Origin of the sequence: Variovorax sp. OAS795, from assembly GCF_040546685.1 — a bacterium.
GTDB lineage: Bacteria > Pseudomonadota > Gammaproteobacteria > Burkholderiales > Burkholderiaceae_C > Variovorax.
This window is the reverse complement of record NZ_JBEPOH010000001.1, coordinates 1,418,741-1,442,109: the sequence shown is the minus strand read 5'-3', so window position 1 is coordinate 1,442,109 and position 23,369 is coordinate 1,418,741. Positions and strand designations below refer to the sequence as shown.

At 67.8% G+C, this 23,369-nt stretch carries 21 protein-coding genes; 3 read left to right on the top strand and 18 right to left on the bottom strand.

Features of this window, described 5'->3' with window-relative positions; translation table 11 throughout:
- Positions 1-13: 13 nt before the first annotated feature.
- Positions 14-1,465 carry an aldehyde dehydrogenase family protein gene (locus tag ABID97_RS06830; protein ID WP_354397774.1) on the bottom strand — a complete coding sequence of 484 codons (1,452 nt, stop codon included), beginning with the start codon at positions 1,463-1,465 and terminating at the stop codon, positions 14-16.
- A gap of 155 nt (positions 1,466-1,620) precedes the next feature.
- Between ABID97_RS06830 and ABID97_RS06825 the strand changes: the two genes are divergently transcribed.
- Positions 1,621-2,580, top strand: a complete 960-nt coding sequence (locus tag ABID97_RS06825; protein WP_055801935.1) for a LysR family transcriptional regulator — start codon at positions 1,621-1,623, stop codon at positions 2,578-2,580.
- Here ABID97_RS06825 and ABID97_RS06820 read toward each other — a convergent pair whose 3' ends face one another.
- Positions 2,581-3,357 (bottom strand): SDR family NAD(P)-dependent oxidoreductase, encoded by a 777-nt coding sequence (locus ABID97_RS06820; protein WP_354397773.1) that lies wholly within the window; start codon positions 3,355-3,357, stop codon positions 2,581-2,583.
- A gap of 135 nt (positions 3,358-3,492) precedes the next feature.
- On the opposite strand from ABID97_RS06820, the gene ABID97_RS06815 reads away from it, so the two are divergent.
- Positions 3,493-4,455 carry an SMP-30/gluconolactonase/LRE family protein gene (locus ABID97_RS06815; protein WP_354397772.1) on the top strand — a complete coding sequence of 321 codons (963 nt, stop codon included), beginning with the start codon at positions 3,493-3,495 and terminating at the stop codon, positions 4,453-4,455.
- 35 nt (positions 4,456-4,490) lie between these two features.
- Here the strand turns inward: ABID97_RS06815 and ABID97_RS06810 are convergent, their stop codons facing one another.
- The 14 genes from ABID97_RS06810 to ABID97_RS06745 form a co-directional block, all read right to left on the bottom strand.
- Positions 4,491-6,437, bottom strand: a complete 1,947-nt coding sequence (locus ABID97_RS06810) for a T6SS phospholipase effector Tle1-like catalytic domain-containing protein (protein ID WP_354397771.1) — start codon at positions 6,435-6,437, stop codon at positions 4,491-4,493.
- A 21-nt stretch (positions 6,438-6,458) separates the two neighbouring features.
- Entirely contained in the window at positions 6,459-7,040 is a 582-nt protein-coding gene (tli1a, locus tag ABID97_RS06805) for a Tli1a family immunity protein (protein WP_354397770.1), read from the bottom strand.
- 21 nt (positions 7,041-7,061) lie between these two features.
- Positions 7,062-7,643, bottom strand: a complete 582-nt coding sequence (gene tli1a / locus ABID97_RS06800) for a Tli1a family immunity protein (RefSeq protein WP_354397769.1) — start codon at positions 7,641-7,643, stop codon at positions 7,062-7,064.
- Positions 7,644-7,663: 20 nt separating this feature from the next.
- The gene (gene tli1a / locus ABID97_RS06795; RefSeq protein ID WP_354397768.1) at positions 7,664-8,245 is read right to left on the bottom strand and encodes a Tli1a family immunity protein; all 582 of its coding nucleotides are present in this window, start codon (positions 8,243-8,245) and stop codon (positions 7,664-7,666) included.
- The gene (locus ABID97_RS06790; protein ID WP_354397767.1) at positions 8,242-9,210 is read right to left on the bottom strand and encodes a DUF4123 domain-containing protein; all 969 of its coding nucleotides are present in this window, start codon (positions 9,208-9,210) and stop codon (positions 8,242-8,244) included. Before ABID97_RS06790 ends, tli1a (ABID97_RS06795) begins: the two co-directional genes overlap by 4 nt.
- Complete coding sequence (locus tag ABID97_RS06785) at positions 9,210-9,335, bottom strand: hypothetical protein (RefSeq protein WP_354397766.1); 126 nt, start codon at positions 9,333-9,335, stop codon at positions 9,210-9,212. Before ABID97_RS06785 ends, ABID97_RS06790 begins: the two co-directional genes overlap by 1 nt.
- Positions 9,336-9,626: 291 nt before the next feature.
- A complete protein-coding gene (locus ABID97_RS06780) occupies positions 9,627-10,715 on the bottom strand; it encodes an aldose epimerase family protein (RefSeq protein WP_354397765.1) in 1,089 nt (362 codons plus the stop codon).
- Positions 10,716-10,737: 22 nt separating this feature from the next.
- The gene (locus tag ABID97_RS06775) at positions 10,738-11,691 is read right to left on the bottom strand and encodes an alpha/beta hydrolase family protein (protein ID WP_354397764.1); all 954 of its coding nucleotides are present in this window, start codon (positions 11,689-11,691) and stop codon (positions 10,738-10,740) included.
- Positions 11,688-14,951, bottom strand: a complete 3,264-nt coding sequence (locus ABID97_RS06770; protein ID WP_354397763.1) for a CapA family protein — start codon at positions 14,949-14,951, stop codon at positions 11,688-11,690. Before ABID97_RS06770 ends, ABID97_RS06775 begins: the two co-directional genes overlap by 4 nt.
- A gap of 82 nt (positions 14,952-15,033) precedes the next feature.
- Positions 15,034-15,573: a GNAT family N-acetyltransferase gene (locus ABID97_RS06765; RefSeq protein ID WP_354397762.1), complete on the bottom strand. Its 540-nt coding sequence runs from the start codon at positions 15,571-15,573 to the stop codon at positions 15,034-15,036.
- A gap of 1 nt (position 15,574) precedes the next feature.
- Positions 15,575-16,162, bottom strand: coding sequence for a helix-turn-helix domain-containing protein (locus tag ABID97_RS06760; protein WP_354397761.1), 588 nt, complete (start codon positions 16,160-16,162; stop codon positions 15,575-15,577).
- Positions 16,163-16,287: 125 nt separating this feature from the next.
- Positions 16,288-17,547, bottom strand: coding sequence for a putative Na+/H+ antiporter (locus ABID97_RS06755; protein WP_354397760.1), 1,260 nt, complete (start codon positions 17,545-17,547; stop codon positions 16,288-16,290).
- A gap of 104 nt (positions 17,548-17,651) precedes the next feature.
- Positions 17,652-18,977 carry a lytic murein transglycosylase gene (locus ABID97_RS06750; protein ID WP_354397759.1) on the bottom strand — a complete coding sequence of 442 codons (1,326 nt, stop codon included), beginning with the start codon at positions 18,975-18,977 and terminating at the stop codon, positions 17,652-17,654.
- Between the two features lie 11 nt (positions 18,978-18,988).
- Positions 18,989-20,752, bottom strand: a complete 1,764-nt coding sequence (locus tag ABID97_RS06745) for a RecQ family ATP-dependent DNA helicase (protein ID WP_354397758.1) — start codon at positions 20,750-20,752, stop codon at positions 18,989-18,991.
- Between the two features lie 287 nt (positions 20,753-21,039).
- Between ABID97_RS06745 and ABID97_RS06740 the strand changes: the two genes are divergently transcribed.
- Entirely contained in the window at positions 21,040-21,597 is a 558-nt protein-coding gene (locus ABID97_RS06740; protein WP_354397757.1) for a hypothetical protein, read from the top strand.
- 8 nt (positions 21,598-21,605) lie between these two features.
- Here ABID97_RS06740 and ABID97_RS06735 read toward each other — a convergent pair whose 3' ends face one another.
- Both ABID97_RS06735 and ABID97_RS06730 read right to left on the bottom strand, forming a co-directional pair.
- On the bottom strand, positions 21,606-22,127 hold the full coding sequence (locus ABID97_RS06735) for a hypothetical protein (protein ID WP_354397756.1): 522 nt from the start codon (positions 22,125-22,127) through the stop codon (positions 21,606-21,608).
- A gap of 16 nt (positions 22,128-22,143) precedes the next feature.
- Positions 22,144-23,325: a zinc-dependent alcohol dehydrogenase gene (locus ABID97_RS06730; RefSeq protein ID WP_354397755.1), complete on the bottom strand. Its 1,182-nt coding sequence runs from the start codon at positions 23,323-23,325 to the stop codon at positions 22,144-22,146.
- Positions 23,326-23,369: the final 44 nt, after the last annotated feature.

Below are 23,369 nucleotides of genomic sequence, written 5' to 3'. Positions count from 1 at the left end.
CCGTCCGTGGTGGTCAGGCCAGCATGAAGCCGGTCTTGACCGTCGTGTAGAACTCCGCGGCATGGCGCCCTTGTTCGCGCGGCCCGTAGCCCGACCCCTTGCGGCCGCCAAAGGGCACGTGGAAGTCCACGCCCGCGGTCGGCAGATTGACCATCGTCATGCCGACTTCGGCATGACGCCTGAAATGCATCGCGTGCTTGAGCGAGTTGGTGCAGATGCCCGCGCTCAGGCCCGAAGGCGTGTCGTTGCACAGGGCCAGTGCCTCGTCGTAGTCGGCAGCGCGCAGCACGCAGGCCAGCGGGCCGAAGATTTCCTCGCGGGCGATGCGGTGTCCTGGCCTGGCAAGAAAAAGGGCCGGGCTCATGTAGTGGCCGGCCGTCGCGCGCTCGAGCCGCTCGCCGCCCCAGACGTGCTCGGCACCCTCTTCGCGTGCAATGCCGACCCAGGCCAGGCTGCGCGCCAGGCGCTCTTCGTCGACCAGCGGACCGATGTCGATCCCGCGTTCGAGCGCGTGGCCGATCTTCAGCGCCTTGAGCCGCGCGCAAAGACGCGAGACGAACATGTCGTGCACGCCGGCCTCCACAATGAGCCGGCTCGACGCCGTGCAGCGCTGGCCGTTGGAGAAGTAGGCGCCCTGCACCGCGCAATCCACCGCATGGTCGATGTCGGCATCGGCCAGCACCACCAGCGCGTTCTTGCCGCCCATCTCGAGCTGCACCTTGGCCCGCCGCGCGGCGGCCGCCTGGAGGATGCGCTCGCCGTTGCGCGCCGATCCGGTGAAGCTCACCGCATCGACCAGCGGGCTGTCGACCAGCGCCTGGCCGGCCTCGCGGCCACTGCCCATCACGAGATTGAACACGCCCGCGGGCAGCGCGGCGCGGCTGATGATTTCGGCCAGCGTCCAGCCGCAGGCCGGCACCAGCTCGGCGGGCTTGAACACCACGCTGTTGCCATGAGCCAGAGCGGGCGCAATCTTGGTGGCCGGCACGGCCAGCGGCGAGTTCCACGGCGTGATGAGGCCGGCCACGCCGACCGGCTCGCGCGTGACGTCGACCTGCACCCCAGCGCGCAGCGAGGCCATGTTTTCGCCCCCGCCCCGCATCGCTTCGCCCGCGAAGAACTTGAAAGTCTGTCCAGCGCGCGTGGCCTCGGCCACGGCTTCGGGCAAGGTCTTGCCGACTTCGCGCGCCAGCAAGAGGCCCAGTTCGTCCTTGCGCGCCAGGAGCTCGGTGCCGATGCGGTCGAGCACGTCGGCCCTGCGCTGCGGCGTGCTGTGGCTCCAGTGCGGAAAGGCATCGGCGGCGGCGCGGACCGCGGATTCGACCTGGCGGCGATCGGCACGTGCGTATTCGGCCACCACTTCGCTGGTGTCCGAGGGATTGGCGCTCACACCCGTGGTCGCGCTGGTCTCCCAGCGGCCGTTGATGTATTGCCGCACGTTCTGATGGATCTCGCCGTGAATCACCGCTGCGCCGACCTTTGTCTCTGGTTTTCGGAAGTGGGGCGAGTCTAGGAACAGAATTGATATCGATCCAATCATTTTTTCGACAAAATGCATATCGATCATCGGATTCTGGAAAACCCTTTGAGCCCAAAGCTCTCAAGACAACCGCACGAGACATGACCAACTACAACCACTGGTTCATCCGCGCCCGCCTCAAGACGCGGCAGCTGCTTTTGCTGGTGGCGCTCGCGGAGGAAGGCAACATCCACCGCGCGGCGCAGGTGCTCAACATGACCCAGCCCGCCGCCTCCAAGCTGCTGAAGGACCTGGAGGACGTGCTGGAGGTGCCGCTGTTCGACCGGCTGCCGCGCGGCATGCGTCCCACCTGGTACGGCGAAACCATGATCCGCCATGCCCGCGTGGCGCTGGCCAGCCTCAACCAGGCGCACGACGAGCTCACCGCGCTGAAGGCGGGCCGCTTCGGCCAGGTGGGCGTGGGCGCCATCACCGCACCCGGCCTCACGCTGATGCCGCCGGCGGTGGCGATGGTGAAGCGCGAGCAGCCCGACCTTCGCGTGTCGCTGGAGATCGAGACCAGCGCGGTGCTGATCGAGCGGCTCGAGCAGGGCAAGCTCGACATCCTGGTGGCGCGGCTCTTCGCCGAGCACGACAAGTCGCAGCTTCGCTACGAGGCGCTGGCCGAGGAGCCGGTGTGCGCGCTGGTGCGCCCCGGCCATCCGCTCCTGGGCGTGAGCGGGCTCACACTGCGCGACGTGGTGGGCGCGGGCTGGATCGTGCCGCCCGCGGGCAGCGTGCTGCGCCACCGCTTCGAGCTGATGTTCCAGGAAGAAGGGCTGGTGCCGCCGAACAACATCATCGAAAGCTCGGCCCTGCTGTTCATCACGCGCATGCTGCAGCAGAGCGACATGGTGGCCGTGCTCGCATCCGACGTGGCGCGCTACTACGCCGCGCACGGCATCGTGTCGCTGCTGCCGCTGGACATGCCCTGCCACATGGACGCCTTCGGCATCATCACCCGCACCGACCGCCTGCCGTCGCCCGCGGCCAAGGTGATGATGAAGGCGCTGAAGACCGCGAGCCTGAGCGTCTATGGACGCAAACTCGAGATGGACTGATCAGGTCCAGCCTGCATCGACGGTGAACTCCTGCGCGGTGCACATCTTCGCGTCGTCCGATGCGAGGAACAGCACCATGCGCGCGATGTCCTCGGGCAGCAGCTTGTCGGGCAGGCACTGGTTGCGCTTGAGCGATTGCTCGCCTTCGTCGTCGAGCCAGAGCTTCACCTGCCGGTCGGTCATCACCCAGCCGGGCGACACGGTGTTGATGCGGATGCGGTCCTTGCCGAGGTCCACCGCGAGGCCGCGCGTGAGGCCGTTCACCGACGACTTCGCAATGGCGTAGCAGGGGTAGCCCGAGCCCTTGGTCTGCCAGCCTGTGGAACCCAGGTTGACCACCGAGCCGAAGCCCAGCCGCCGCATTCCCGGCACCACCGACTGGATCGCGAACAGCGCGGGCCGCTCGTTGATGGCCATGCGGTTGTCGTAGTACTCGGGCGTGACCGATTCGAGCGTGTGGCGGTCGTCGCTCGCCACGTTGTTGACCAGCACCGCGAAGTCGCCCAGCTCGGCGGCCGCGTCGGCGATCGCCTTCTGCAACGCGCCGATGTCGCGCACGTCGCAGGTGCGCCACCATGGTGCGGCATGGCCGTCTTCGCCGATCTGCCTGGCGAGCGCGGCGCTGGCGCTTTCGGCAATGTCGACGAACGCTACGCGTGCGCCCTGCGCGGCAAACGCCGCCACGATGGCCGCGCCGATGCCGCTGCCGCCGCCGGTGACGAACACGGTGCGTCCCTTCAGGCTGGGATGGATGGAAAGCTGCGGGGAATCCTTCAAGATGCGTGTCTCCAGAGAGCTGGCTGCAACATTGCAAAATCAATATCACTTGATGCCAAATAGTTTGGTTTCTATTATCAATATGCCTTGATACGATCCGCCGCGTCAAGGACCGAGACAACCAAGGCGCAAACAATGACCCCGAATGGCAGCTCCGCATCCCCCTCCGCACCCCTGGGTGCGCCCACCATCCTCGGCCAGCCGGAGTGCTTGTGGCCTGCCGGCGCAACGCTCGGCGAAGGCACGCTGTGGTCGCAGCGCGAACAGGCGCTCTACTGGATCGACATCCTCGGCTGCCGCCTGTACCGGCACGACCCGGCGAACGGTGCGCGCCAAAGCTGGCAATTCGACGAGGAGATCACGGCGCTGGCGGAGCGTGCCGGTGCGCCCGGGCTGATCGTCACGATGCGCCGCGGCTTCGCCTTCTTCGACCCGGCGGTGGACGCGCCGCCGCGCTACCTTCACCAGCCCGAGCCCGACCGGCCGAACAACCGCTTCAACGACGGCAAGTGCGACCGGCAGGGCCGCTTCTGGGGCGGCACCATGGACTTCGATTGCGTGGCGCCCACGGGCGCGCTCTACCGCTTCGACGCCGACGGCCGCTGCACGCGGCACGACGACGGCTTTGCAGTGACCAACGGGCCGGCGTGGTCGCTCGACGAGCGCACGATGTATTTCAACGCCACCGTGGAAGGCTGCGTTTACGCCTACGACTTCGACAGCGCCGCGGGCACAGTCAGCAACAAGCGCGTGTGGCTTCGCTTTGCAAAAGGCGACGGCCTGCCCGACGGCATGACGACCGACGCGGCCGGGCGCCTGTGGATCGCCCGCTGGGGCGGCCACTGCGTGAGCTGCCACGACCCCGTGAGCGCCGACGAGCTGTGCCGCATCGAATTGCCCGCGAGCAACGTCACGGACTGCGCTTTCGGCGGCGCCGACCTGTGCACGCTGTACATCACGACGGCGCGCAGCGGGCTCACGGATGAAGAACTGAAGGCCGAGCCGCTGGCCGGCGGGCTGTTCTCGGTGCGCATCGGGAGCCCGGGGCTGCCGGCCGCTGAATTCGGAGCCGACGCAAACAAAGCTGCGAATTCTTGATGCGTGCGCCGGGCAAATAAAGGTCCAAGGCCACGTCAGCTCTTGTCGAACACGCGCCGATAGCGCACGTGGCCGCCAAGCTCGCGCCGCGTCTTGTTGGTCACCGACCGCACGCCCGCGCTGGTCCCCACCGTCTCCATGGCCAGCAGCTGCTCGCGATCCTCGTCGGTCAGCGCGGGGAACTCGCCTTGATGCAGGGTTTGGTGCTCGTGGATCCGGCGCTCCAGATCCGACAACGACGCGAGCGGCCGGGCTTCGTTGTAGCTCGTGGGCTGCGGCCCGCTGCCGTCGCCTCTGCGCAGTCCCTCCAGGCGCTTGGCCGTCCATTCAACCTTGCGCTGGATCATCGCGATCTTCTCCTTGCGGTCGAAGTCGGTGACCGGCCCCACCATGTAGAAGGAGGCATGGGAGTCGTGCACCAGCTGGTCGAAGAATTCGTCGATCTCCCGGGGCACCCGGAAATCGGGTCTCATCGCTTCGCTGCGTACGCGCAGAAAGTCCCGCTGTGCAGGAGTGAGCCCTGAAGGGGCATTGGGCGCGGTCCGCGCGAGGGCCTCGTCCCTTCGCACTTGCATCAGCGCCTCGGCCATGTCCGAGTAAAAATCGCCATTGCTTTCGCAGATGTCGATCCGGTCCTGCTGGACGGCCCTGGCATGCGACGGCAGCGCGGTCGGATCGTTCAGGTACTTCATGCGCCAGCGCCAGTACAGCTGCACGTGGCCGCGCATCTGCTCTTCGATGGTGCCGCTGAAGCCGACGACGAATTCGCGGTAGGCGTTGAAGAGCCTGGCGCAGTCGGGGTCGATCTTCAGATCGTTGGCCACTTCATCGCCCTTTGCGACCTTCTGGAGCTGTTCGATGGTCAGCAACGGCACCATGCTGCGCTGCGCCTCCCGGTACATCTCCAGGAGCGGCACCTGCGACAGCAGCTTGGTGCGCGAGCCAACCGCCTTGCCCTGGCACCCCGGCGCGTAGCCGCCGCCCACATCCGAGTGGGCACCCGGATACACCATCTCGGCGCAGTTGGCCGGATAGCCCTTGTCGCCGATGCGCCCGGTCGACAGCGGAAAGTTGATGCGTATCTCGTGCGCCGCGCAAAAATGCACCGTGCGCTCCACGCTGGGCACGATGTCCAGCGTGCCGTTGGCCCAGCCGCCCAGGCCGCGCCAGAACGGCGAGGCGTCGGCCATGCCCACCGAGGCCACCGAATCGAAGAGCCCGAGAAACTGGAAGCGGAACGGCACGCCCGCGAGCGTGTAGCCACCCGCCGGCCCCTTCTTGAGCAGCAGGTGGTGCACGAAATGGCAGAAGGCCCGCGCCTGCGCCGCGCCGCGCGAAAAGCCGAACACCGACACGTTGACCTGCAGCAGCTTCTTGGACGGCTTGGCTTCGGCCTTGGCGGCGAGCACCCGCTCGAGCTGGCTGAGCTTGCCACTCTCCAAGCCGCCGAAGTATCGGCGCTTGCCCTCCAGGTTGCTGCCGGTATTCTGAGAGGCATGGAGAGGGCCGGCGATGGCATCGGCGCCAACCTGAGCCTCGGGAACGAGTCGTTCGTCCGAACACATCGATCGTTTCATCGCATTGAGCAACTGGATCATCGCCCAGTTGATGCGCGCATCGCCGCCCTTGGCCATGGCCTTTCCATCGGGTGTTTCCGTCGGCTCGCCGACCTTATCGAAAGGAGTGCCGACGCCAGGAACATAGAAGCGGTAGTAGCCCTCGTCGGGCGCATCCTTGAAGGCATCGTGCAGCACCACCACGTTGCTGTGGCTGCGCATGTTGGCATCCTTGACATCTTCCTGGTCGCGCTTCTTGTTGTTGTTGGTGCCATCGAAGAAGATGCCCACATGAGCCATCGAGGCGCACATGTTGCTCCTTTCCGTGGCATCGAAGCACGATGCGGCGCTGATGCGCTGCATCTGTTCGAGCAGGGTGAATGGGCGCTCGCCGACCAAGGCTGCGGGCATGGTTTGAACGGACATGATGGGGCTCCCTGCTTTGTTTTATTCAGTGGTGTCGGGCTTCTTGGGGTAGCCCATGTGAGAGGGGTGACTGGGGTTTTGTGGCCCCGGGTCGTACACCCACACCTTGATCTCGTCATTGGGTAAGAAAAAAACTTGTACTAAGGCCCCCTCCTCGTAGCGCTCCACGGGGACGACCTTGGTGAGGGTGCGCTGTCGCCAGCAGCAAGCGCTACGCTCATCAGGCGTCATCGGTTCCAACTTAGACCACGGCAGGGTGTAGTCGCCAATCGTCCAACTCACCTTCACGGTCAGTTCCGGCGACCACTTCGCAGGCAGCGACACGCAGCACGATGTCGAGCCGCCTCCGCCATACGGGGGCAGGTTCGAGCCGCGCATGCCGTTGACGTAGTACTCCTGCACGCCTTCGGCCGTGAAGTTGTAACCCGTGATGCCCACGGTCACCGGCTTCGCGGCGTTGGGATCACAAGCCGCAAGGCCCACCCCGGCAACCACTATAAAAAGCGCGACGAGCCATCGATGCAAGCAGACGCCGAGCCTTCGCTCGATCAAGCCGAAGGGTCGCACGCCACGCATGACGGCAGGCATGGTTTGAACGGACATGATGGGGCTCCCTGCTTTGTTTTATTCAGTGGTGTCGGGCTTCTTGGGGTAGCCCATGTGAGAGGGGTGACTGGGGTTTTGTGGCCCCGGGTCGTACACCCACACCTTGATCTCGTCATTGGGTAAGAAAAAAACTTGTACTAAGCCCCCCTCCTCATAGCGTTCCACGGGGACGACCTTGGTGAGGGTGCGTCGTGCCAGGCAGCACTTGATCGCCTCCGAGATGTCCATTGCCTGGATCTGGTCCATGGGGGCGGTCCAATGACCCGTGATCCATTCCACCTTGACCGTCAGGTCTGGCGACCATTTCGCCGGCAACGACACGCAGCACGATGTGGAGCCGCCTCCGCCATACGGCGGCAGGTTCGAGCCGCGCATGCCATTGACGTAATACTCCTGGATGCCTTCGGAAGTGAATGTGTAGCCCGTGATGCCCACGGTCACCGGCTTCGCTGTGGTGGGACTGCAAGCCGCAAGGCCCACCCCGGCAACCACCATGACAAGCGCGACAAGCCATCGATGCAAGCAGACGCCGAGCCTTCGCTCGATCAAGCCGAAAGGGCGCTCGCCGACCAAGACGGCGGGCATGGTTTGAACGGACATGATGGGGCTCCTGCTTTGTTTTATTCAGTGGTGTCGGGCTTCTTGGGGTAGGCCATTCCCGAGATGTGTTTCTCGTGACCCAAGTCGTATTGACTGACCCACACCTTGATTTCGTCGTGAGGCAAGAAGAACACCTGAACAATGCCGCCCACCTCATAGCGCTCCACGGACACGACTTTGCTGAGGGTGCGTTGATGCCAACAGCAAGCAGACTCTTCCTGCACCGTCATGTTTTTTCTTTCCCCCCATGGACGGGTGTAGTGCCCGATCGTCCAGCTCACCTTCACGGTCAGTTCCGGCGACCACTTCGCAGGCAGCGACACGCAGCACGATGTCGAACCGCCCCCGCCATACGGGGGCAGGTTCGAGCCGCGCATGCCGTTGACGTAGTACTCCTGCACGCCTTCGGCCGTGAAGTTGTAGCCCGTGATGCCCACGGTCACCGGCTTCGCGGCGCTGGGACTGCAAGCCGCAAGGCCCAGCGCCACAGCCAGCAGGGCAAGCGCAATGAGCCATCGATGCAAGCAGACGCCGAGGCTTCGCTCGACCAAGCCGAAAGGTCGCTCGCCGGGCATGGCGGCGGGCATCGACATGAATGTCATCGAGAGTCTTTGGGAGGAGCAACGGCCGCCGCCGCATTCGCGTTTGCAAGGCGCTGCATCGCTTGCCATTCCACGCCGGCTTTCCACTGCGAGATTTCTGCGTTCAGCGCCGAGGCGCCGCTGCGCACGCGCAGCCAGGTTTCGCCCAGTTCGGTCAGTCCCTCGAAGCCGTCCGGCGCGCGCAGCGCCAGCGAGACGAAGGCCCATTTATCTTTAGGCCGCGTGATGCCCAGGGCCCGCATTCTGGGCAACAGCGTCTGCAGCCATTGGTGCAGTTCGTTCCCGCTACGCGCATCGATCCACTTGGCTTCGATGGCGCGCACGCTGGCGTGCAGCATGTCAGCCTCCACTGCGTCGAGCAGCGCCGCGTACTGCGCGTTGTCGAGCACCAGGCTGCCTTCGGCCGGCTGCACGTGCGGCATCGCTTCTGTCGCAGCGCGTTTCAATCCGCCGCTGCGATCGGGCCACGCCCAATGGCTCACCGCGGCGTGCAATCGGGCTTCCTGGGCAGGCTGCAGTTGAAACAGGAAGCTGCTCAGCACGCGGGTGTCGCCGATGCGCAGGTAGAGCAGCATGCCGTCCTCGGTTTCGGCGGCGCCCAGCCACGCGAGCGCGGCGCATACCGCCGGCAGTCCTGCACGGCTCTGCACGAAGCTGACACCAGGCTTGCCGGCCAAGGCGATGCGCAGGGTTTCGAGCGCATCCTTGGCGTGCAGCGTGCGCCAGGGCCACACGAGCAAGCCCAATTCCTCGTAGTCAGCCAACACGGAGTCGTCGAAGGACTGGGTTGCAACGCCGTAGGCGTCGCGCAGGCGCTGGCGGCCTGCGTCCCCGGCGATGCCACCGTCGACTACGACATACGTAGCGTCCGTCCCCAGCCCGTCGGCATCCAGTTGCTCCCCCCACTCTTTGACAAGGCCCAGCGTGGCTGCGGGAAAGGCGTCCTGTAGATAGAGGCGGTTCATCAGCTGTCCACCCCTTTTCGACCCGACAGGCGAACCGATTCAAGAGCGGTGCAGCCCAGGAACTCGGAGGTGGCAGGGCTGCTGATGGCGAGCGTGCGCGCGCGCGCAGCATTGAGTGCGGACATGACGATTTCTCTCCCTGAAGATGCCCCCTGTGTCAGGGGCTATCCGTTCCGAGCATTGCGGCCTTCGCGATCCGAAGGCCACGGAGGTCGGCGGCTACGTGGCCGAATTCTGGGAGCGAAAGCGGGAACGGAAGGCGATCAGGAATGTCAACAAATATAAGTGCGCGCAATTCGCTTCGGAAGTGCCACATATTCCACACGCACAGTCCTGGGGATGAACGCTTGAGTCGAATTGGGCACCAGACATCTCAGCGTGCGCCCCCCGATGTCGGCCGCCGGCTTTGCATTTGCTCAACACATGCCGAACCGGTGCAGCGTGGTGCTCTTGAACACGTCGCCCGGCCGCAGCACCGTCGAAGGAAACTCCGGCTGGTTCGGCGAATCGGGGTAGTGCTGCGTTTCAAGGCACAGCCCCGCGCCCTGCCTGAAGCTCTCGCCCTCGCGGCCCCGAAGGCTTCCATCGAGAAAATTGCCCGAATAGAACTGCACGGCCGGTTCGGTCGTGTGCACTTCCATCACGCGCCCCGATGGCGCGTGCGCGAGGCGCGCCGCGAGCGCCATGCCGGCGGGCTCGCGGTCGAGCACCCAGTTGTGGTCGTAGCCGCCAGCCACGCGCAGCTGCTCGTGCGGATCGTCGATGCGTTCGCCGATCAAGGTGGGCTCGCGAAAGTCGAACGGGGTTCCGGCCACCGTCGCCAGGCCGAGCGGAATCAGGCCCGCGTCCACGGGACAGTAGCGGCTTGCGGGAATCATGAGGCGATGGTCGCGCACGGCGCCGCCGCCTGCCAGGTTGAAGTAGTCGTGGTGGCTCAGGTTCAGCACCGTGGCGCGGTCGCTCACGGCGCGGTAGTCGATGCGCCAGGCGTTTTCGGTGGTGCTGAGCGCATAGCGCACGGTCACCTGCACTTCGCCGGGATAGCCCTCTTCGCCATCCGCGCTGGTGTAGCGCAGTTCGATGGCGACCTCATCGCCGTCGCCTTGCGCCGGCACCGCATCGATCTGCCAATAGCGCGTGCCGAAGCCCTGGTGCCCGCCATGCAGCGAGTTGGCGCCGTTGTTGAGCGGCAGCTGATGCGCCACGCCGTCGAGCGTGAAGCGCCCGCCCGCGATGCGGTTGGCGTAGCGGCCCACGATGGTGCCGAAGTGCGGATGCGGCTTCAGGTAGTCCTCGAGCGAGGGCAGGCCGAGCACGACGTTGCCGCCTTGGCCATGGCGGTCGGGCACCTGCAACGCCGTGACGATGCCGCCGAGGTTGATGGCGCTGAGGCGGAGGCCGCGGCCGTTGTCCAGCGTGTATTCGGTGACTGCACGGCCGTCGGGCATGCGGCCGAAGGCCTCGGTCGTGATACGGGCGGAGGTGCTGCTGTTGGGCAATGGCATGGTCTCGAGGGTATCTTTTCGTTTATTGAAGCATTGCTTCGCGTGCGCAGAGCGACGCGGTCTTCAGGCCGATGCGGTCCGTGAGGTCATGGTTCTGCGGCGGCTCGGCCGCGTGCGTCATCACGTCCACGCGATGGCCGGCCCGGGCGACCGCGTCGGCAAAACGCTCCTGCAAGTCGAACGGCGTGTTCCTGTCGTCGCGGTTGCCCACGAGCACGATGCGCCGCAGCGGATCGCGCACGATGCCGCCGACATGTTCGAGCGGATCGTAGAACTGCGTGCTGCCCGTGGTGTCGCTCAGGCCATCGCGCGATTGCTTCAGCCGGCGCGCGCGCTCCAGCAGGCCATAGGCGCCGGAGGTCAGCACTGCACAGGCGATGCGCGTGCGGCCGAGCGTGAGCAGCGCCGCGCCCGCCGTGGCACCGCCGCTGTGGCCGAGGATCACGATGCGCTGGATCCGGTGCCGCTGCATCAGCGCATCGAGCGCGGCGTCGAGTGCGTGGAACTCGGCCAGCTCGCGCCGCTTGCGGTGGTCGCCCGACGAGCCGTAGGTGCCGGGCCGCGCCATGAAGACCCAGGGCACGCCCGCGCGGTCGCGGCTGCGCTGGGCATCGAGCATGCGCAGGGGCACGGTGTTGCCGGGAATGCGCTCGGGCGCCTGGTTCATGACGCCGTCGCGGTCGCCTGAAAATTGCACGATGGCGATGCGGGCGTCATCGATGTCGCCGCTTGCGAAGTAGCGGATGCAGGCCGGCCCCTCGGCAGGCTGCACCCACAGGTAGCCCGCGCGGTCGGGGCAGTTGGCGCGCACCGCGGGCTGGTTCCATTGCAGCGTTGCGCCATCGGCCGCCATCGCGGAGGGCTGCGACTGCGGCTGAGGGCCGCCGCGCTGCGCGCATGCGGCCTGCGCCAGCGCCAGCAGCGCGAGAGGAACGAACCGCCAGCGTCCGGTGGCCACGGTGTTCAGGCGATTCATGCGGCCACGCGGCCGGGCCGCACCGCGAACGGCACCTGCCTGGGCAACAGGATCGGCTCCGGCCGATCGGCGTCGCCGACCAGCCCGATCTCGAGCTGGAGTTGCGCGTCATGGAGCCGCCTGGCCGCGGGCGGCCGCAGGCCGTGGAAGTCGCGGTAGATGCGGCCGGGCTGCCATCGGCTGGTGGGCCACATCCAATCGCAGGGATCGTGGTCCATTGCGGCGCCCCAGGCCGGCATGGTGGCGGGCGATTGCGGCACGGCGCGGATGTCGAACCGCCAGTCCACGTCCGTCGCCTCATCGATCTGCCAGAAGGTCTCGACGTACAGCATGCCCCGGCCTGCGATCGCGGCCGGGGTGGTCCGCGCTCCAAGCAGCCGCAGCGGGCCCAAGGACAAGGGCCGTGCAAGCGCCGCCTCGGCCGGCACTGACGCAGCCAGCCATTCTTCGCGTGGCTGCTGCACCGCCAGGATCTCCGCGTCGCTCTTGTGCATCTTCATCGGCAGGAGCGGCATCGGCTGCGGCGTTCTCGCGGCTGGATGCAGGTCGAGCGCGCACTGCCCGTCGGGTGCGATCGCGAAGCGGGCGCCGAGCGCCGCCGATTTGCGCATGAAGCGCTCCACCGCCGCCGCGGCACGTTCGCCTTGGAGCTGCGCCGTCCGGCCGAAGCCCGTTTCGATGGGCGTGAACACCACGCGCCGCACACCCTCGGTGCCCAGGTGCAGCGAGAACACGCCGCTCTCGTCGCTGTCTTCGCTCTGGCGGCCGATGGCGTCGAACAGCAGGTCACCGGCGTCATGAATGATCGGCCGGCCCTTGTGGATCTCGACGCCTTGCACGACATGGGCCGAGGCACCGAGCACGGCATCGGCGCCGGCCTCGATGATGGCGCGGCCGACTGCGATCTCGTCGGCGCCGGGGGCCGGCTCATGGTTCTTTCCCCAATGCACGGCCACCAGCACCACATGCGCCTGGGCGCGCACGGCAGCAATGCGCGGCGCGAGGCATGCCGTCCACGCGGAGGGCGACGAGATCGGAAGGTAGGCGTTGCCGGCCCTGGCCTCGCCCGCCGCAAAGCGCGGCTGCGTGGCGTCGATGGCAAAGAGCGCCACGTTCAGATCCCCCGCGCGCCGCAGCGCGGGCGCGAGCGCCGCCTCCAGCGTGGGACCGGAACCCGCGTGGCCGATGCCTGCGGCATCGAGCAGCGCCGCATGCTCCGCGAGCGCCCCGGCGCCATAGTCTCCGCTGTGGTTGTTGGCGGTGGCGACCAGGTCGATGCCGACCTCGGCCAGCACGCGCAGCATTTCAGGCCGCGCGCGAAAGTAGTGCGGGCCGCCCTCGCCCTTCGGCACTCCTTGCTCGCCACGCGTCGCCACCACGCATTCGAGATTGACGATGCGCAGGTCCGCCTCGGCGAGCACCGGCACGCCACCGAGCACCGAGGCCGGGCCGAGTTGCTGCGTCCGGTAGTGCTGCCTGCGGCCGAGATTGACGTCGCCGCCCCATGCCACGATGGGGCCGGCAGCGAACGAAGGCCAGGGTGCGGCGGCGGGGTTCTCGTCCGCACGTTCAGGACGCTTGTCCGGGTCTTCGCCCTCCCGCGTTTGCAGGAACCTGAGGTACGCCACATAGCCCGAGAGATAGTGCTCCACGTCGTCGATGCGCACGCGAAAGCTGTGGTGCTTGATGAAGAAGGCGCCCGCGACACGGCCCGGGTTGCGGAAGAACATCGCGAGCTCGGGCCAGAAATAGCCGTTGGCCAGGTAGCGCGCGCGGTGCTCCAGCGCGCGGTCGAACTTCTGGCGGTCAAAGCCGTCGAGCAGCGGCCGCAGCGCGGCGTCGGCGGCAAGCCGCGCCACCATCTCGCGCGCGGCCATCATCAGCTCCAGCAGCGTCGGAAAAGTGGTGATGCGCTCGAGCACGAAATCCAGGTGGTCGGCAACGTTCTGCAGCCCGAAGCGGTAGTAGCGCGTTTCGGGCCGGTGGCGCGTGAGCTCGTTGACGCAGTAGCTCAGCCAGTGGTCGTGCGCGCGCCAGTGCTCCGCGGCAATGAAATGGTCGAAGGCTTTCTCGACCACCGCGAGCCAGCGCGGATCGCGCGTGAGCCCGTAGAGGCGCATCAGGCCGAACGCCGCTTCCCCGTCGTAGTAGATGACGCGGAACGCATCCTTCACGTCGAGCGACGGGTGGTCGAGCACGTGCACGAAGCGTCCGCTCGCCGGGTCCTGCATGGCCTGGATGCCGAGCGCGAGCTGCTCCAGCAGGGGCAGGTATTGCGCGTCGCCCGTGAGCTCGGTGTACTTGGCGAAGGCCAGCAGGCACACCGCATTGCCGCCCAGCTTGATCTCGTTGCCGATGTCCAGCAGGTAGGCGGCGCGCGTGCCATCGGGCAGCTCGGCCTGGCGGATGAGGCGCGCGGCGATGAAGCCGAGCGAACGGTCGATGGCCGCTTTCTGCGCATCGCTGCGGGTCAGCTCCCAGGCCTCGATCAGCGCATAGGTCGAGCTGGCGTGGCGCAAGGTGTTGTAGGTGGGAATCGCGCGGTCGAAGCACGGGAACCAGCCGTAGTGGAACTCGCCCGTGGGCTTGACCTGGGCGGCGAGATAGGCGCTGGCCGTGTCGACCATGGCGCGGACCTGCCCCGGCCCCCAGTCGTCGAGCCGGCGATAGCCGGCGGCCTGCCCCTTGGCCGTGAGCGGCCAGGTGCCATTGGCATCGGCGTAGGCGCCGCGCGTGGAGAAGCACCACACCGGCGCCTCGTCGTCGGACGGAAAATCCATCTCGACGCCGAAGCGCCGCTTCGCGTGGAGGCGCAGGTTACCGGCGTTGGGCTCCGCGTGCTCCGCGGTGCCGTTGTAGAAGATGGCGCTGCCGCTGATCTCCTGCGCGAGCAGCGCCGCATCGAACGCCTCGTCGAACGACACGCCCTGGTTGAAGTAGTTGCGCTTGGTCCGCAAGAGGCGGGACTTCAACTCGCCCCAGGCCGTGGCTTCTGCGTGCTCGACGAGCTCCACGCGCACGCGGCTGGCCTGCAGGCCGATGCGACCGGCAAGCGCGAGCGCCGCATCGCGGGCCCGCTGCCAGGCTGCTTCGGCGCTGCCTGCGCGCCCCACCACCACGCGCGCGCGGCTCGCGTCGTCGCCGAGCGCGACGAACATGACGCAGCCCGCCTCGGGCGTCGCGGCCCGGCACTGCAGCGCGCCGCCGGCATCCGCCAGGCACTGCCTGGCGCGGTTCAACAACAGATCGAGGGAGGGCATCGGTTCTTGGGTCATGCAGCCGCGAATGATGACAGGCTGCGCCGCGGCCGCAAATCCCGGCTGTCGGACCTGGCGCCGCCTCTCAAGCCAGCGCGCGGTAGAAGTAAGTGGTACCGCAGGGCGCGCCATCGGGCAGCAGCGCAAAGCCGGGGATCACGCCGAGCCGCGTCCAGCCCAGCCGCGCATAGAGCCGCTCGGCCTCGGCGCTGGAGGTGTCAAGCACGAGCAAGGTCTTGCCGCGTTCACGGGCGAACTGCTCGGCGGCCTGCATGAGCATCGCCCCCAGCCCCTGTCGCCTGGCGCGCCGGTGCACCAGCATCTTGGCCACTTCGGCGCGATGCGGCTGGTTCTCGGGCATCTCGAGCAGCAGCTGCACGGTTCCGACGATGCCTTGCGCGTCTTCGGCCACCAGCAGCACGCGGTCGCCGCGTGCCACGCCCTCGCCCACGCGGCGCCAGAACGCCGCAGCGCGCTCGCGGCTCAGCGGTCGCATGAAGCTGACCGAAGCGCCGCCCTCCACGCAATCGGCGAGCACGTCGGCCAACTGCCGGGCCTGTGCGTCGTCCACACCGGGCAGCATGCGGATGCGCGCCGCGGGGCTTGCGGTGTCGGTGGTCGTCATGTCATCTCCACGAAGAGGGCAAGGTTGCGATCACGACGGCATAGCGTGCATGCTGCCGCGAGGGGTTGTAGTAGCTCATGGGGCGGTCGAGCACCATGGCCAGGCAGTCGCCCGCGCCGAGCCGGTGGCGGTCGTCGCCGAGGGTGACCTCGATGGTCCCTTCGAGCACCCACACCTGCTGGTGGACCTGGGGTTCCCGCGCGGCGGTCTCGTAGGCCACGCGCGCCTTGGGCGGAAACAGCACCTCGACGATGTGGATCGGCGATGCGGTGCCGCCGGGCGAGACGTTGCGGCGCACATAGCCCGAATGCGGATCGCGCCATTGCAGCTGGTCGGCCAGGCGAGCCACCGGGCCGGCTTCGGGCTGCGGCGTCTCGAACAGCGAGGCCAGCGGAACGCCGAGTCCGGTCGCGAGTTTTTCGAGCACCACCGCCGTCGGACTGCTTTCGCCGCGCTCGATGAGCGAGATCATCGAGCGGCTGACACCGCAATGCGCCGCGAGCGCTTCGAGCGAGAGGCCGCGGTCCGCGCGCAGGTCGCGCACGCGCTGCGCAATGCGATCGTTCAGGCTCTGTGGTCTTGCTTCCATGATGTCGGAGGACTATCCAACATGATGGAATCGAAGTCAACACCGCTGCCAGTCATTTCGAAGCGAGAGAAGCTGGGCATGTTCCCGTCATCTCCTTCGGTTCGGCGCCCGGCGCGCGGCTGCCGCTACAAAAGCATGAATGCCGCCGCCGCGACCACCGTGGGCCCGAGTGCGCCCAGCAGCAGTCCGCCGGCGCCGATGGTCTCGTCGGAGAAGCCGCGCTTCAGCAGCGCGACGCCCGCAGGGTTGGGTGCGTTGGCGATCACCGTCAGCCCGCCGCCAGCCACCGCGCCGGCCACGAGCATGTATTTCGATTCTTCCGGGATGCTCGCGATCAGCGAACCCAGGTAGGTGAGCGCCGCGTTGTCGGTGATGGCCGTGAGCCCCAGCGCGCCGAAGAACAGCGCCAGCGGCTCCAGGCCGGAGACGATCGGCTCCAGCCACCAGCGCTGCATGCCGCCGAGCACCACCAGCCCGGCCAGGAAGAAGCCGACCAGCAGCGCCTCCTTGATGATCAGCGGTGCCTGGTGGCGTTCGTAGGCCTGCGTGAACCCGAGGAACATCAGGAACAGCCCGAGGAAGGCCACCGGATGATGGGCGAACACGACGATGCCCGCGAGCAGGACGAGGTGCACCAGGGCCACCGCTGCCGGCACGGGCTCCTCGTCGGGCACTGCGTGGGAGACCGCTGCGGCGACCAGGTGCTTGCGCAATACGAAGGTTGCCACGGTGGCATTGACGATGACGGCGACGGCGGCCTTCCAGCCGAAGGTGGCCAGCATGAAAGCGCTGTCCCACTGCCAGGTGGACGCAACCATCAATACCGGCGGCGCGGCGTAGGAGGTGAGCGTGCCGCCGATCGACACGTTCACGAACAGCACGCCCAGCGCGAGGTACTTCACCGCCTCGGGCACTTGCGGCCTGAAGATCCGGGGCGCGAGCATCAGCGCCGCAATCGTCATGGCGGCCGGCTCGGTGACCAGGGAACCCAGCAGCGGAACGGCCGCGAGCCCGAGCCATGCCGCCGCAACCGGTGTCGGCAGCGGCATTGCGCGGGCGACGATCGCCACGCCCGACATGACCGTGCGCAGCACGGGCCGGGAGGCCGCCACCACCATCACCACGAAGACGAAGAGCGGCTCGGTGTAGTTGCGCGACTCCGCATAGCCGAGCGCGTCGCCGCCGCCGACCACCAGTGCCATCGCCAGCACCAGCACGATGGCCCAGAACCCGAAGACCACCTCGACCTCGCCGAGCAGGTGGAACAGTCCGGCGTGGCGGGGAAAACGGTGCGACAGCCGCTCGAACTGCTTGGCGGCAAAGGTATGGACGAGGGCCACCGCGAAGATGGCTGCGGCGATGTACTGGACGGCGGGTTCTTGCATGGGCTTGGCGTGACGATTCCGCGAGGCGGCCCGACCGTCGCATGAACCTGCGGTGCCGCATGAAAGACCAGCGGCGCCGCACCCGGCCCCCAGTTTAACGGCTGCTAGGGCTGCTGCAGGCGTTGCAGCACTTCGGCGCTCGGATACCCATCGGCGGGCAGGCCCACGCTGCGCTGGTAGCGGCGCAGCCCGTCGCGCGTCGCGGGCCCCATCACGCCATCGGCCGTGCCGGTGGCAAAGCCGCGCTGGTTGAGTGCGTTCTGCAGCTCGATGGTCTGGCTGCGCGACAGCGCCGCCATGTCCCGCGGCCATGGCGCCTGCACGCCGGGTCCACCGCCCAGGCGCTGCGCAAGAAGGCTCACCGCAAGTGCGTAGTTGATCGAGTTGTTGTAGCGCAGCACGGCGCGGAAGTTGGGCCCGACCAGGAAGGCCGGACCGCGCGCGCCCGCAGGCAGCAGCACGCTGCCATCGGCGAACGCGGGCAGCGGCTGGCCGTCGATGGTGCGCAGCCCCTCGACCGCCCATTGCGCGCTGGACTGGCGCACGGCCATGTCGGCGCGGCCGAAGTCGAAGCCCGCCGGCAAGCGCAGCTCGGCGCCCCACGGCATGCCGGCCTGCCAGCCCGAACGCGAAAGAAAGTTCGCCGTCGTCGCCACGACGTCGGGCATGCTGCCCCAGATGTCGCGCCGGCCGTCGCCGTCGGCATCCACCGCATAGGCGAGGAAGTTGGAGGGCAGGAACTGCGTCTGGCCCATGGCGCCGGCCCAGGAGCCGACCATGCGTTCGCGCGCGATGTCGCCGCTGTCGAGTATCTTCAGCGCGGCAATCAACTCGCCGCGCGCCCACTCCTCGCGGCGCCCTTCGAAGCCGAGCGTTGCGAGCGCGTCGATGACCGGGGTGTTGCCGTAGTTGGCGCCGTAGTTGCTCTCCATGCCCCAGATGGCGACCACCACGGCCGGCGGCACGCCATAGCGCGCGGCCGCGGCATCGGCCTCGGCACGCACCTGCGCGAGCTTCTCCTGGCCTGTCGCGATGCGCTGCGGCGTGACGGCATTGTCGAGATAGTCCCACACCGTGCGCGTGAACTCGGGCTGGGCGCGGTCGAGTTCGATCACGCGCGGCAGGTACTGCACGGGGTCCAACGCGCTTCGCAACGTTGCTTCGCTGATGCCCTGCGCTCGCGCGGTGGCGCGGAAATCCGCCACCCAGCTGGCGAAGCGCTGTGCGATGGCCGCGTCTCCGGCGGGCGCCTGCGCTGGCATCGAAGGCGCAGGGCGTGCGCTTGTTGCCGATCCCGACGGCGTTTGGACGGGGGTGGATGGCGTGGACGCGCAGGCGGCCAACAGCACGGCAACGGCGCCAGACGATGCCAGGCGCGCGAAGCTGCGGGAATACGGAAAGAGCGGAAAGAGGATGCTGGTTGAATGCATCCGATGGATTCTCACCGCTGGCCAGCGGGCGCTGTTACCAGACGCTGCACCGTGCGGCGGGTGCGCCGCGCGGGCACGGGACTCACATACTCGGGCTGGAAACAACGCTGGCTGCCATCGGCGAATTCGATCGTGACGGAGACCGCATCGGCGCTCGCCACGCTGCCCACGCCGTAGCGCGGCACGCGCACGGACGCGCCTCGCGCAAAGACCTCACGCGGGGCCGGTGCCCTGTCTGCATCGGCTTCTTCAACGGTCGATTGCGCGGCCCGTGCGCGCTCGTGCCTCGCCAGCCGCACGCAGTTGTCGCAGGCACCGCAGCGCTGCGCGAGCTCGTCGCTTCCCAGGCTCGAGAGGAGCACCTGCCAGCGGCACATGCCGGTGGTCGCATAGAAGGTCATGCGCTCCAGCGCTTCGCGATCCTGCTCGCGCTTTTCGCGATGGCCTTGGAGCAATGCGTCGAGTTCGGCATCTTCGAGCGGCGGCCTCTTGCCCCAGCGCAGCGCCCCGTCGCTGTCGCGCTCCACCAGGCCCTCCTGCCGCAGCAGGCTGAGCAGCACGCGAAGCTTGCCGCGCGGAAGGTGCGCGCGCTGCTGGAGCTCCGCCGCCTGCCACCCGGCCCGCTCCTCGGGCGGCGCACCCGACAGCACCTGCTGCAGTGCGCGCAATTCGGCCGCCTCGGGCAGCCATCCGGCCAAGAAGAACTGCTGCACGGCTTTGTCGCGCCGCAGGTAGAGCAGCACGCAATCTGCGCGTTTGCCATCGCGGCCGGCGCGGCCCGTCTCCTGGTAGTAGGCGTCCAGGCTCGAGGGCATCTGGTAGTGCAGCACGAAGCGGATGTCCGGTTTGTCGATGCCCATGCCGAACGCGTTGGTCGCCACCATCACGCGAAGCTTGCCCGCCATGAAGGCGTCTTGCGCATCGCGCCGCTCGGCCGCGCGCAGCTTCCCGTGGTACAGGCCGACGGAAGCGCCGGTGCCGGCCAGTTCGGCGAACAGCGCCTCGGCCGCCTTCACCGTCGCGGTGTAGACGATGCCGCTGCCCTGCAGGCCCGCGACCAGCGCCAGCGCACGCTGCAACTTGTCTTGCTCGCGCATGGCCGGCTCGACGGCGTAGTGCAGGTTGGGCCGGTAGGCGCCGGTGTCGATGAGGCCCGCGCGCGGAATGCCGAGCTTCTCCATGATCTCTTCGGCGACCTCGTCGTTCGCGGTGGCCGTCAGAGCCAGCACCACGGGCTTGCGCAACGCGCGCACCGCGGCGCCGATCTCCAGGAACGCGGGCCGGAAGTCGTGCCCCCATTGCGAGATGCAATGCGCCTCGTCCACCACCAAGAGCGACGTGGGCCGCTGCTGCAGCAGCTTCAGGAAGGCGGCATCGGCCAGCCTTTCGGGCGTGCTGAAGATGACGCGCGCGCTGCCATCGGCAATGGCCTTCTCTGCGGCGTCGATCTCTTCGGCGGTGCACTGGCTGTTCAGCTGCACGGCCCGCACGCCGTTCGCATCGAGCTTCTCGCACTGGTCCTTCATGAGCGCGATCAGCGGCGAGACCACCACGGTCTGCCCGGGCGCAAGCACCGCGGGCACCTGGTAGCAGAGCGATTTTCCGGCGCCGGTGGGCATGACGGCGAGCGCCGATTGGCCGGCCACCACGCGATCGATCACAGGGCGTTGCCCGGGCCGCAACCGCTCGTGGCCGAACACCTCGCGAAGCACCCGGTCCACCTCGGAAGCGGCGGGGTTCGTGCGGCCATGCGCCTTGCGTGCGGGACTACGCACGGTTGTCGCTGGCTGTTGCGTCTTCTTCTCCGGTTGCATGCTGGCCGCGAATCTGCCTTGCGATCGCCCGTTGTCTTGTGAGAGCGCGCCCACGTGCCGTGTCGGCGGATGTGCGCTGTGCGCACGGCGGCACAAATTGCCGCAAATGCTGCGTCCTGCGCACGGGCCCGGCGGCGACGGTGTTGGCGACGTGTTGGCTGCATGTCGCCGACATGCGCGCAGGCATGGCCGTTGCCCTGCATGGAGGCCCTGTGTCCGCAAGGCAGCCATCCAACGAGAGCGCCATCTTGAACACCGACGAACCCCACCCGCCCGAACCCGGCGAACCTTCGCCCGCTTCGGCCGCACCCTTGTTCCGCTCTTTCTGGATGGGAGGCTACGAAGGCGCCGACCACGTGAACAGCCGCGGCGAGGAGGTCCTGATGAACCGCCGCAGCGGCCACTGGGAACGGCTCGAGGAAGACTATGCGCTGCTCGCGCGCTTCGGCATCGGCACCATCCGCGAAAGCGTCGGCTGGCGTGCCTGCGCCATGGCGGAACCGGGCGCCGGAATGGCCCGCGTCGCGCGCACCGCGGCGCTGGCCCGCAAGTTCGGCCTGCAGGTCATCTGGACGCTCCACCACTATGGTGTTCCCGAGGGCGTCGACATGTTCTCGCGCGACTTTCCCGCGCAGCTGGCCGAGTTCTGCGACGAGGCCGCGCGCACCTTGAAGGACAGCGGCGACGGGCCGCTGTCCTTCCAGCCCGTCATCGTCGAGGACGGGCCGCCCGACGAGCTCATCGCCCTCGGCGGCGTGTTTGCCGGGCTCTGGAAGCTCCAGGCCGAAGGCCAGGAGACGCCGTGATGCCGATGTCAGCGGCGCAGGCGGCGCGGCGGCCGGCGGCGCTTGAGCGCCATCGCGACCAGTGCCAGCGCCGCGATGCCGATGGCCGCCTTGCGCGCCGCGCCCATGGGGTTGTGCCTGAGCTCGGCGCGGCCGCCCATCTCCGCATACAGGTTGGGCAGATGGCCGCGCGAGATGTCGTCGATCAGCGCCTCGCCCATCTGAATCCGGTCGGCCATGAGCAGCATGAGCCAGTGCCGCAGGTCGTTCTCCGAGTGCCGGAAAGCCAGCCGCCGCAGCCGGCCGCTCAGGCCGGAAGGCGGCAGCGTGCTGCCGAAGATGGGCGTGATGCCGGGGCGCTCGGTCGAGTGGAGAACTTCGACGTTGGCGTGCTGCTGCTGAGGCGGCTCCACCGCATGGGGAAGGCGCGGCGGCGTGCGCTCCTTGGGATAGGCGGGACGCACGGCGGGGTCGAGGTCCGCGCCCCAGCCGATGATGTGCGCATGGCTCGGCGATGGCGAACGCATGTTCGAGGTGGCGGGTGTGTTCATCTGTTCGCTCCCGGGTTCAGTGGCTTGCGGCCGCGGTGGTCGCTTCTTGCGCAACCCCCGGCGGCACCAGCACGGTCTTGATGCAGTTGTCCAGCTTGCTGGAGAAGATGTGATACGCGTCGGCCACGTCGCGCAGGTCGATGCGGTGCGTGATCACGCGGCGCGGATCGAGGCGCCCGGCCTGGATGTGTTCGATGAGCCGCGGCAGGTGCCGCTTCACGCTGGCCTGGTTCATGCGCAGCGTGAGCCCCTTGTTGACCGCGTTGCCGATGGGCACGGCATTGAACGTGGGCCCGTAGACGCCGACGATCGACACGGTGCCGCCCTTGCGGACCGAGTTGATGCACCAGTGCAGCACCGTGGCCGCGCCGGCCTGCAGCTTGAGCTTGATGCCCAGCAGCGTCTGGGCGAAGTTGCCCGCCGCCTCGCAGCCTACGCAGTCGATGCACACGTCGGCGCCAAGCCCGTCGGTCATGTTCTTGATGTGGATCGCCATGTCGCCGACATGCTTGAAGTCGATGACCTCGCATTGGGCATACGAGCGCACGAACTCCAGCCGGTAGTCGACGTGGTCCACCACGATCACGCGGCCCGCGCCGAGCAGCCAGGCCGACTTGGCCGCGAAGATGCCGACCGGCCCCGCGCCGAAGATCACCACCGTGTCGCCCTCGCGGATGCCGCCCATCTCGGCGGCCTGGTAGCCGGTGGGCAATGCATCGGTCAGCAGCACCGCATCGTCCAGGTCCATGCCCGACGGAATGACCGTGGGGCCCACGTCGGCCATCGGCACGCGCACGTACTCGGCCTGCCCGCCGTCGTAGCCGCCGGCAGTGTGCGAGTAGCCGTAGATGCCGCCGACCGCGGTGGCTTCCGGGTTGGTCGCATGGCAGTTGCCGTAGAGCTCCCGCTGGCAGAAGTAGCAGCTGCCGCAGAAGATGTTGAAAGGCACCAGCACGTGGTCGCCCGGCTTCAGGTGCTGCACCGCCGAGCCGACCGACTCGACCACACCGGTGAACTCGTGGCCGAAGGTGGAGCCGATGCGGGTGTCGGGCACGAGGCCGTGGTAGAGGTGCAGGTCGGAGCCGCAGATGCACGAGCGCGTCACGCGCACGATGGCATCGCCGGGGTGCTCGATCTCGGGCTCGACCTTGTGCACCGCACGGATCCGGTAGGGGCCGCGGTAGTTCATTGCCAGCATCGGTTGCTCCTTCAGTGTGCGGGATTCAACGGGAAATCGCTTGG

Bases quoted from the DNA above. Each gene is read 5' to 3' on its own strand.
- ABID97_RS06790 (WP_354397767.1), bottom strand. From the start codon at position 9,210: ATGAACCGCCTCTATCTACAGGACGCCTTTCCCGCAGCCACGCTGGGC.
- ABID97_RS06730 (WP_354397755.1), bottom strand. From the start codon at position 23,325: ATGCTGGCAATGAACTACCGCGGCCCCTACCGGATCCGTGCGGTGCAC.
- tli1a (WP_354397768.1), bottom strand. From the start codon at position 8,245: ATGACATTCATGTCGATGCCCGCCGCCATGCCCGGCGAGCGACCTTTC.
- ABID97_RS06815 (WP_354397772.1), top strand. From the start codon at position 3,493: ATGACCCCGAATGGCAGCTCCGCATCCCCCTCCGCACCCCTGGGTGCG.
- ABID97_RS06775 (WP_354397764.1), bottom strand. From the start codon at position 11,691: ATGAATCGCCTGAACACCGTGGCCACCGGACGCTGGCGGTTCGTTCCT.
- ABID97_RS06825 (WP_055801935.1), top strand. From the start codon at position 1,621: ATGACCAACTACAACCACTGGTTCATCCGCGCCCGCCTCAAGACGCGG.
- ABID97_RS06765 (WP_354397762.1), bottom strand. From the start codon at position 15,573: ATGACGACCACCGACACCGCAAGCCCCGCGGCGCGCATCCGCATGCTG.
- ABID97_RS06780 (WP_354397765.1), bottom strand. From the start codon at position 10,715: ATGCCATTGCCCAACAGCAGCACCTCCGCCCGTATCACGACCGAGGCC.
- ABID97_RS06785 (WP_354397766.1), bottom strand. From the start codon at position 9,335: ATGTCCGCACTCAATGCTGCGCGCGCGCGCACGCTCGCCATCAGCAGC.
- ABID97_RS06750 (WP_354397759.1), bottom strand. From the start codon at position 18,977: ATGCATTCAACCAGCATCCTCTTTCCGCTCTTTCCGTATTCCCGCAGC.
- ABID97_RS06735 (WP_354397756.1), bottom strand. From the start codon at position 22,127: ATGAACACACCCGCCACCTCGAACATGCGTTCGCCATCGCCGAGCCAT.
- ABID97_RS06755 (WP_354397760.1), bottom strand. From the start codon at position 17,547: ATGCAAGAACCCGCCGTCCAGTACATCGCCGCAGCCATCTTCGCGGTG.
- tli1a (WP_354397769.1), bottom strand. From the start codon at position 7,643: ATGTCCGTTCAAACCATGCCCGCCGTCTTGGTCGGCGAGCGCCCTTTC.
- ABID97_RS06810 (WP_354397771.1), bottom strand. From the start codon at position 6,437: ATGTCCGTTCAAACCATGCCCGCAGCCTTGGTCGGCGAGCGCCCATTC.
- tli1a (WP_354397770.1), bottom strand. From the start codon at position 7,040: ATGTCCGTTCAAACCATGCCTGCCGTCATGCGTGGCGTGCGACCCTTC.
- ABID97_RS06770 (WP_354397763.1), bottom strand. From the start codon at position 14,951: ATGCCCTCCCTCGATCTGTTGTTGAACCGCGCCAGGCAGTGCCTGGCG.
- ABID97_RS06760 (WP_354397761.1), bottom strand. From the start codon at position 16,162: ATGGAAGCAAGACCACAGAGCCTGAACGATCGCATTGCGCAGCGCGTG.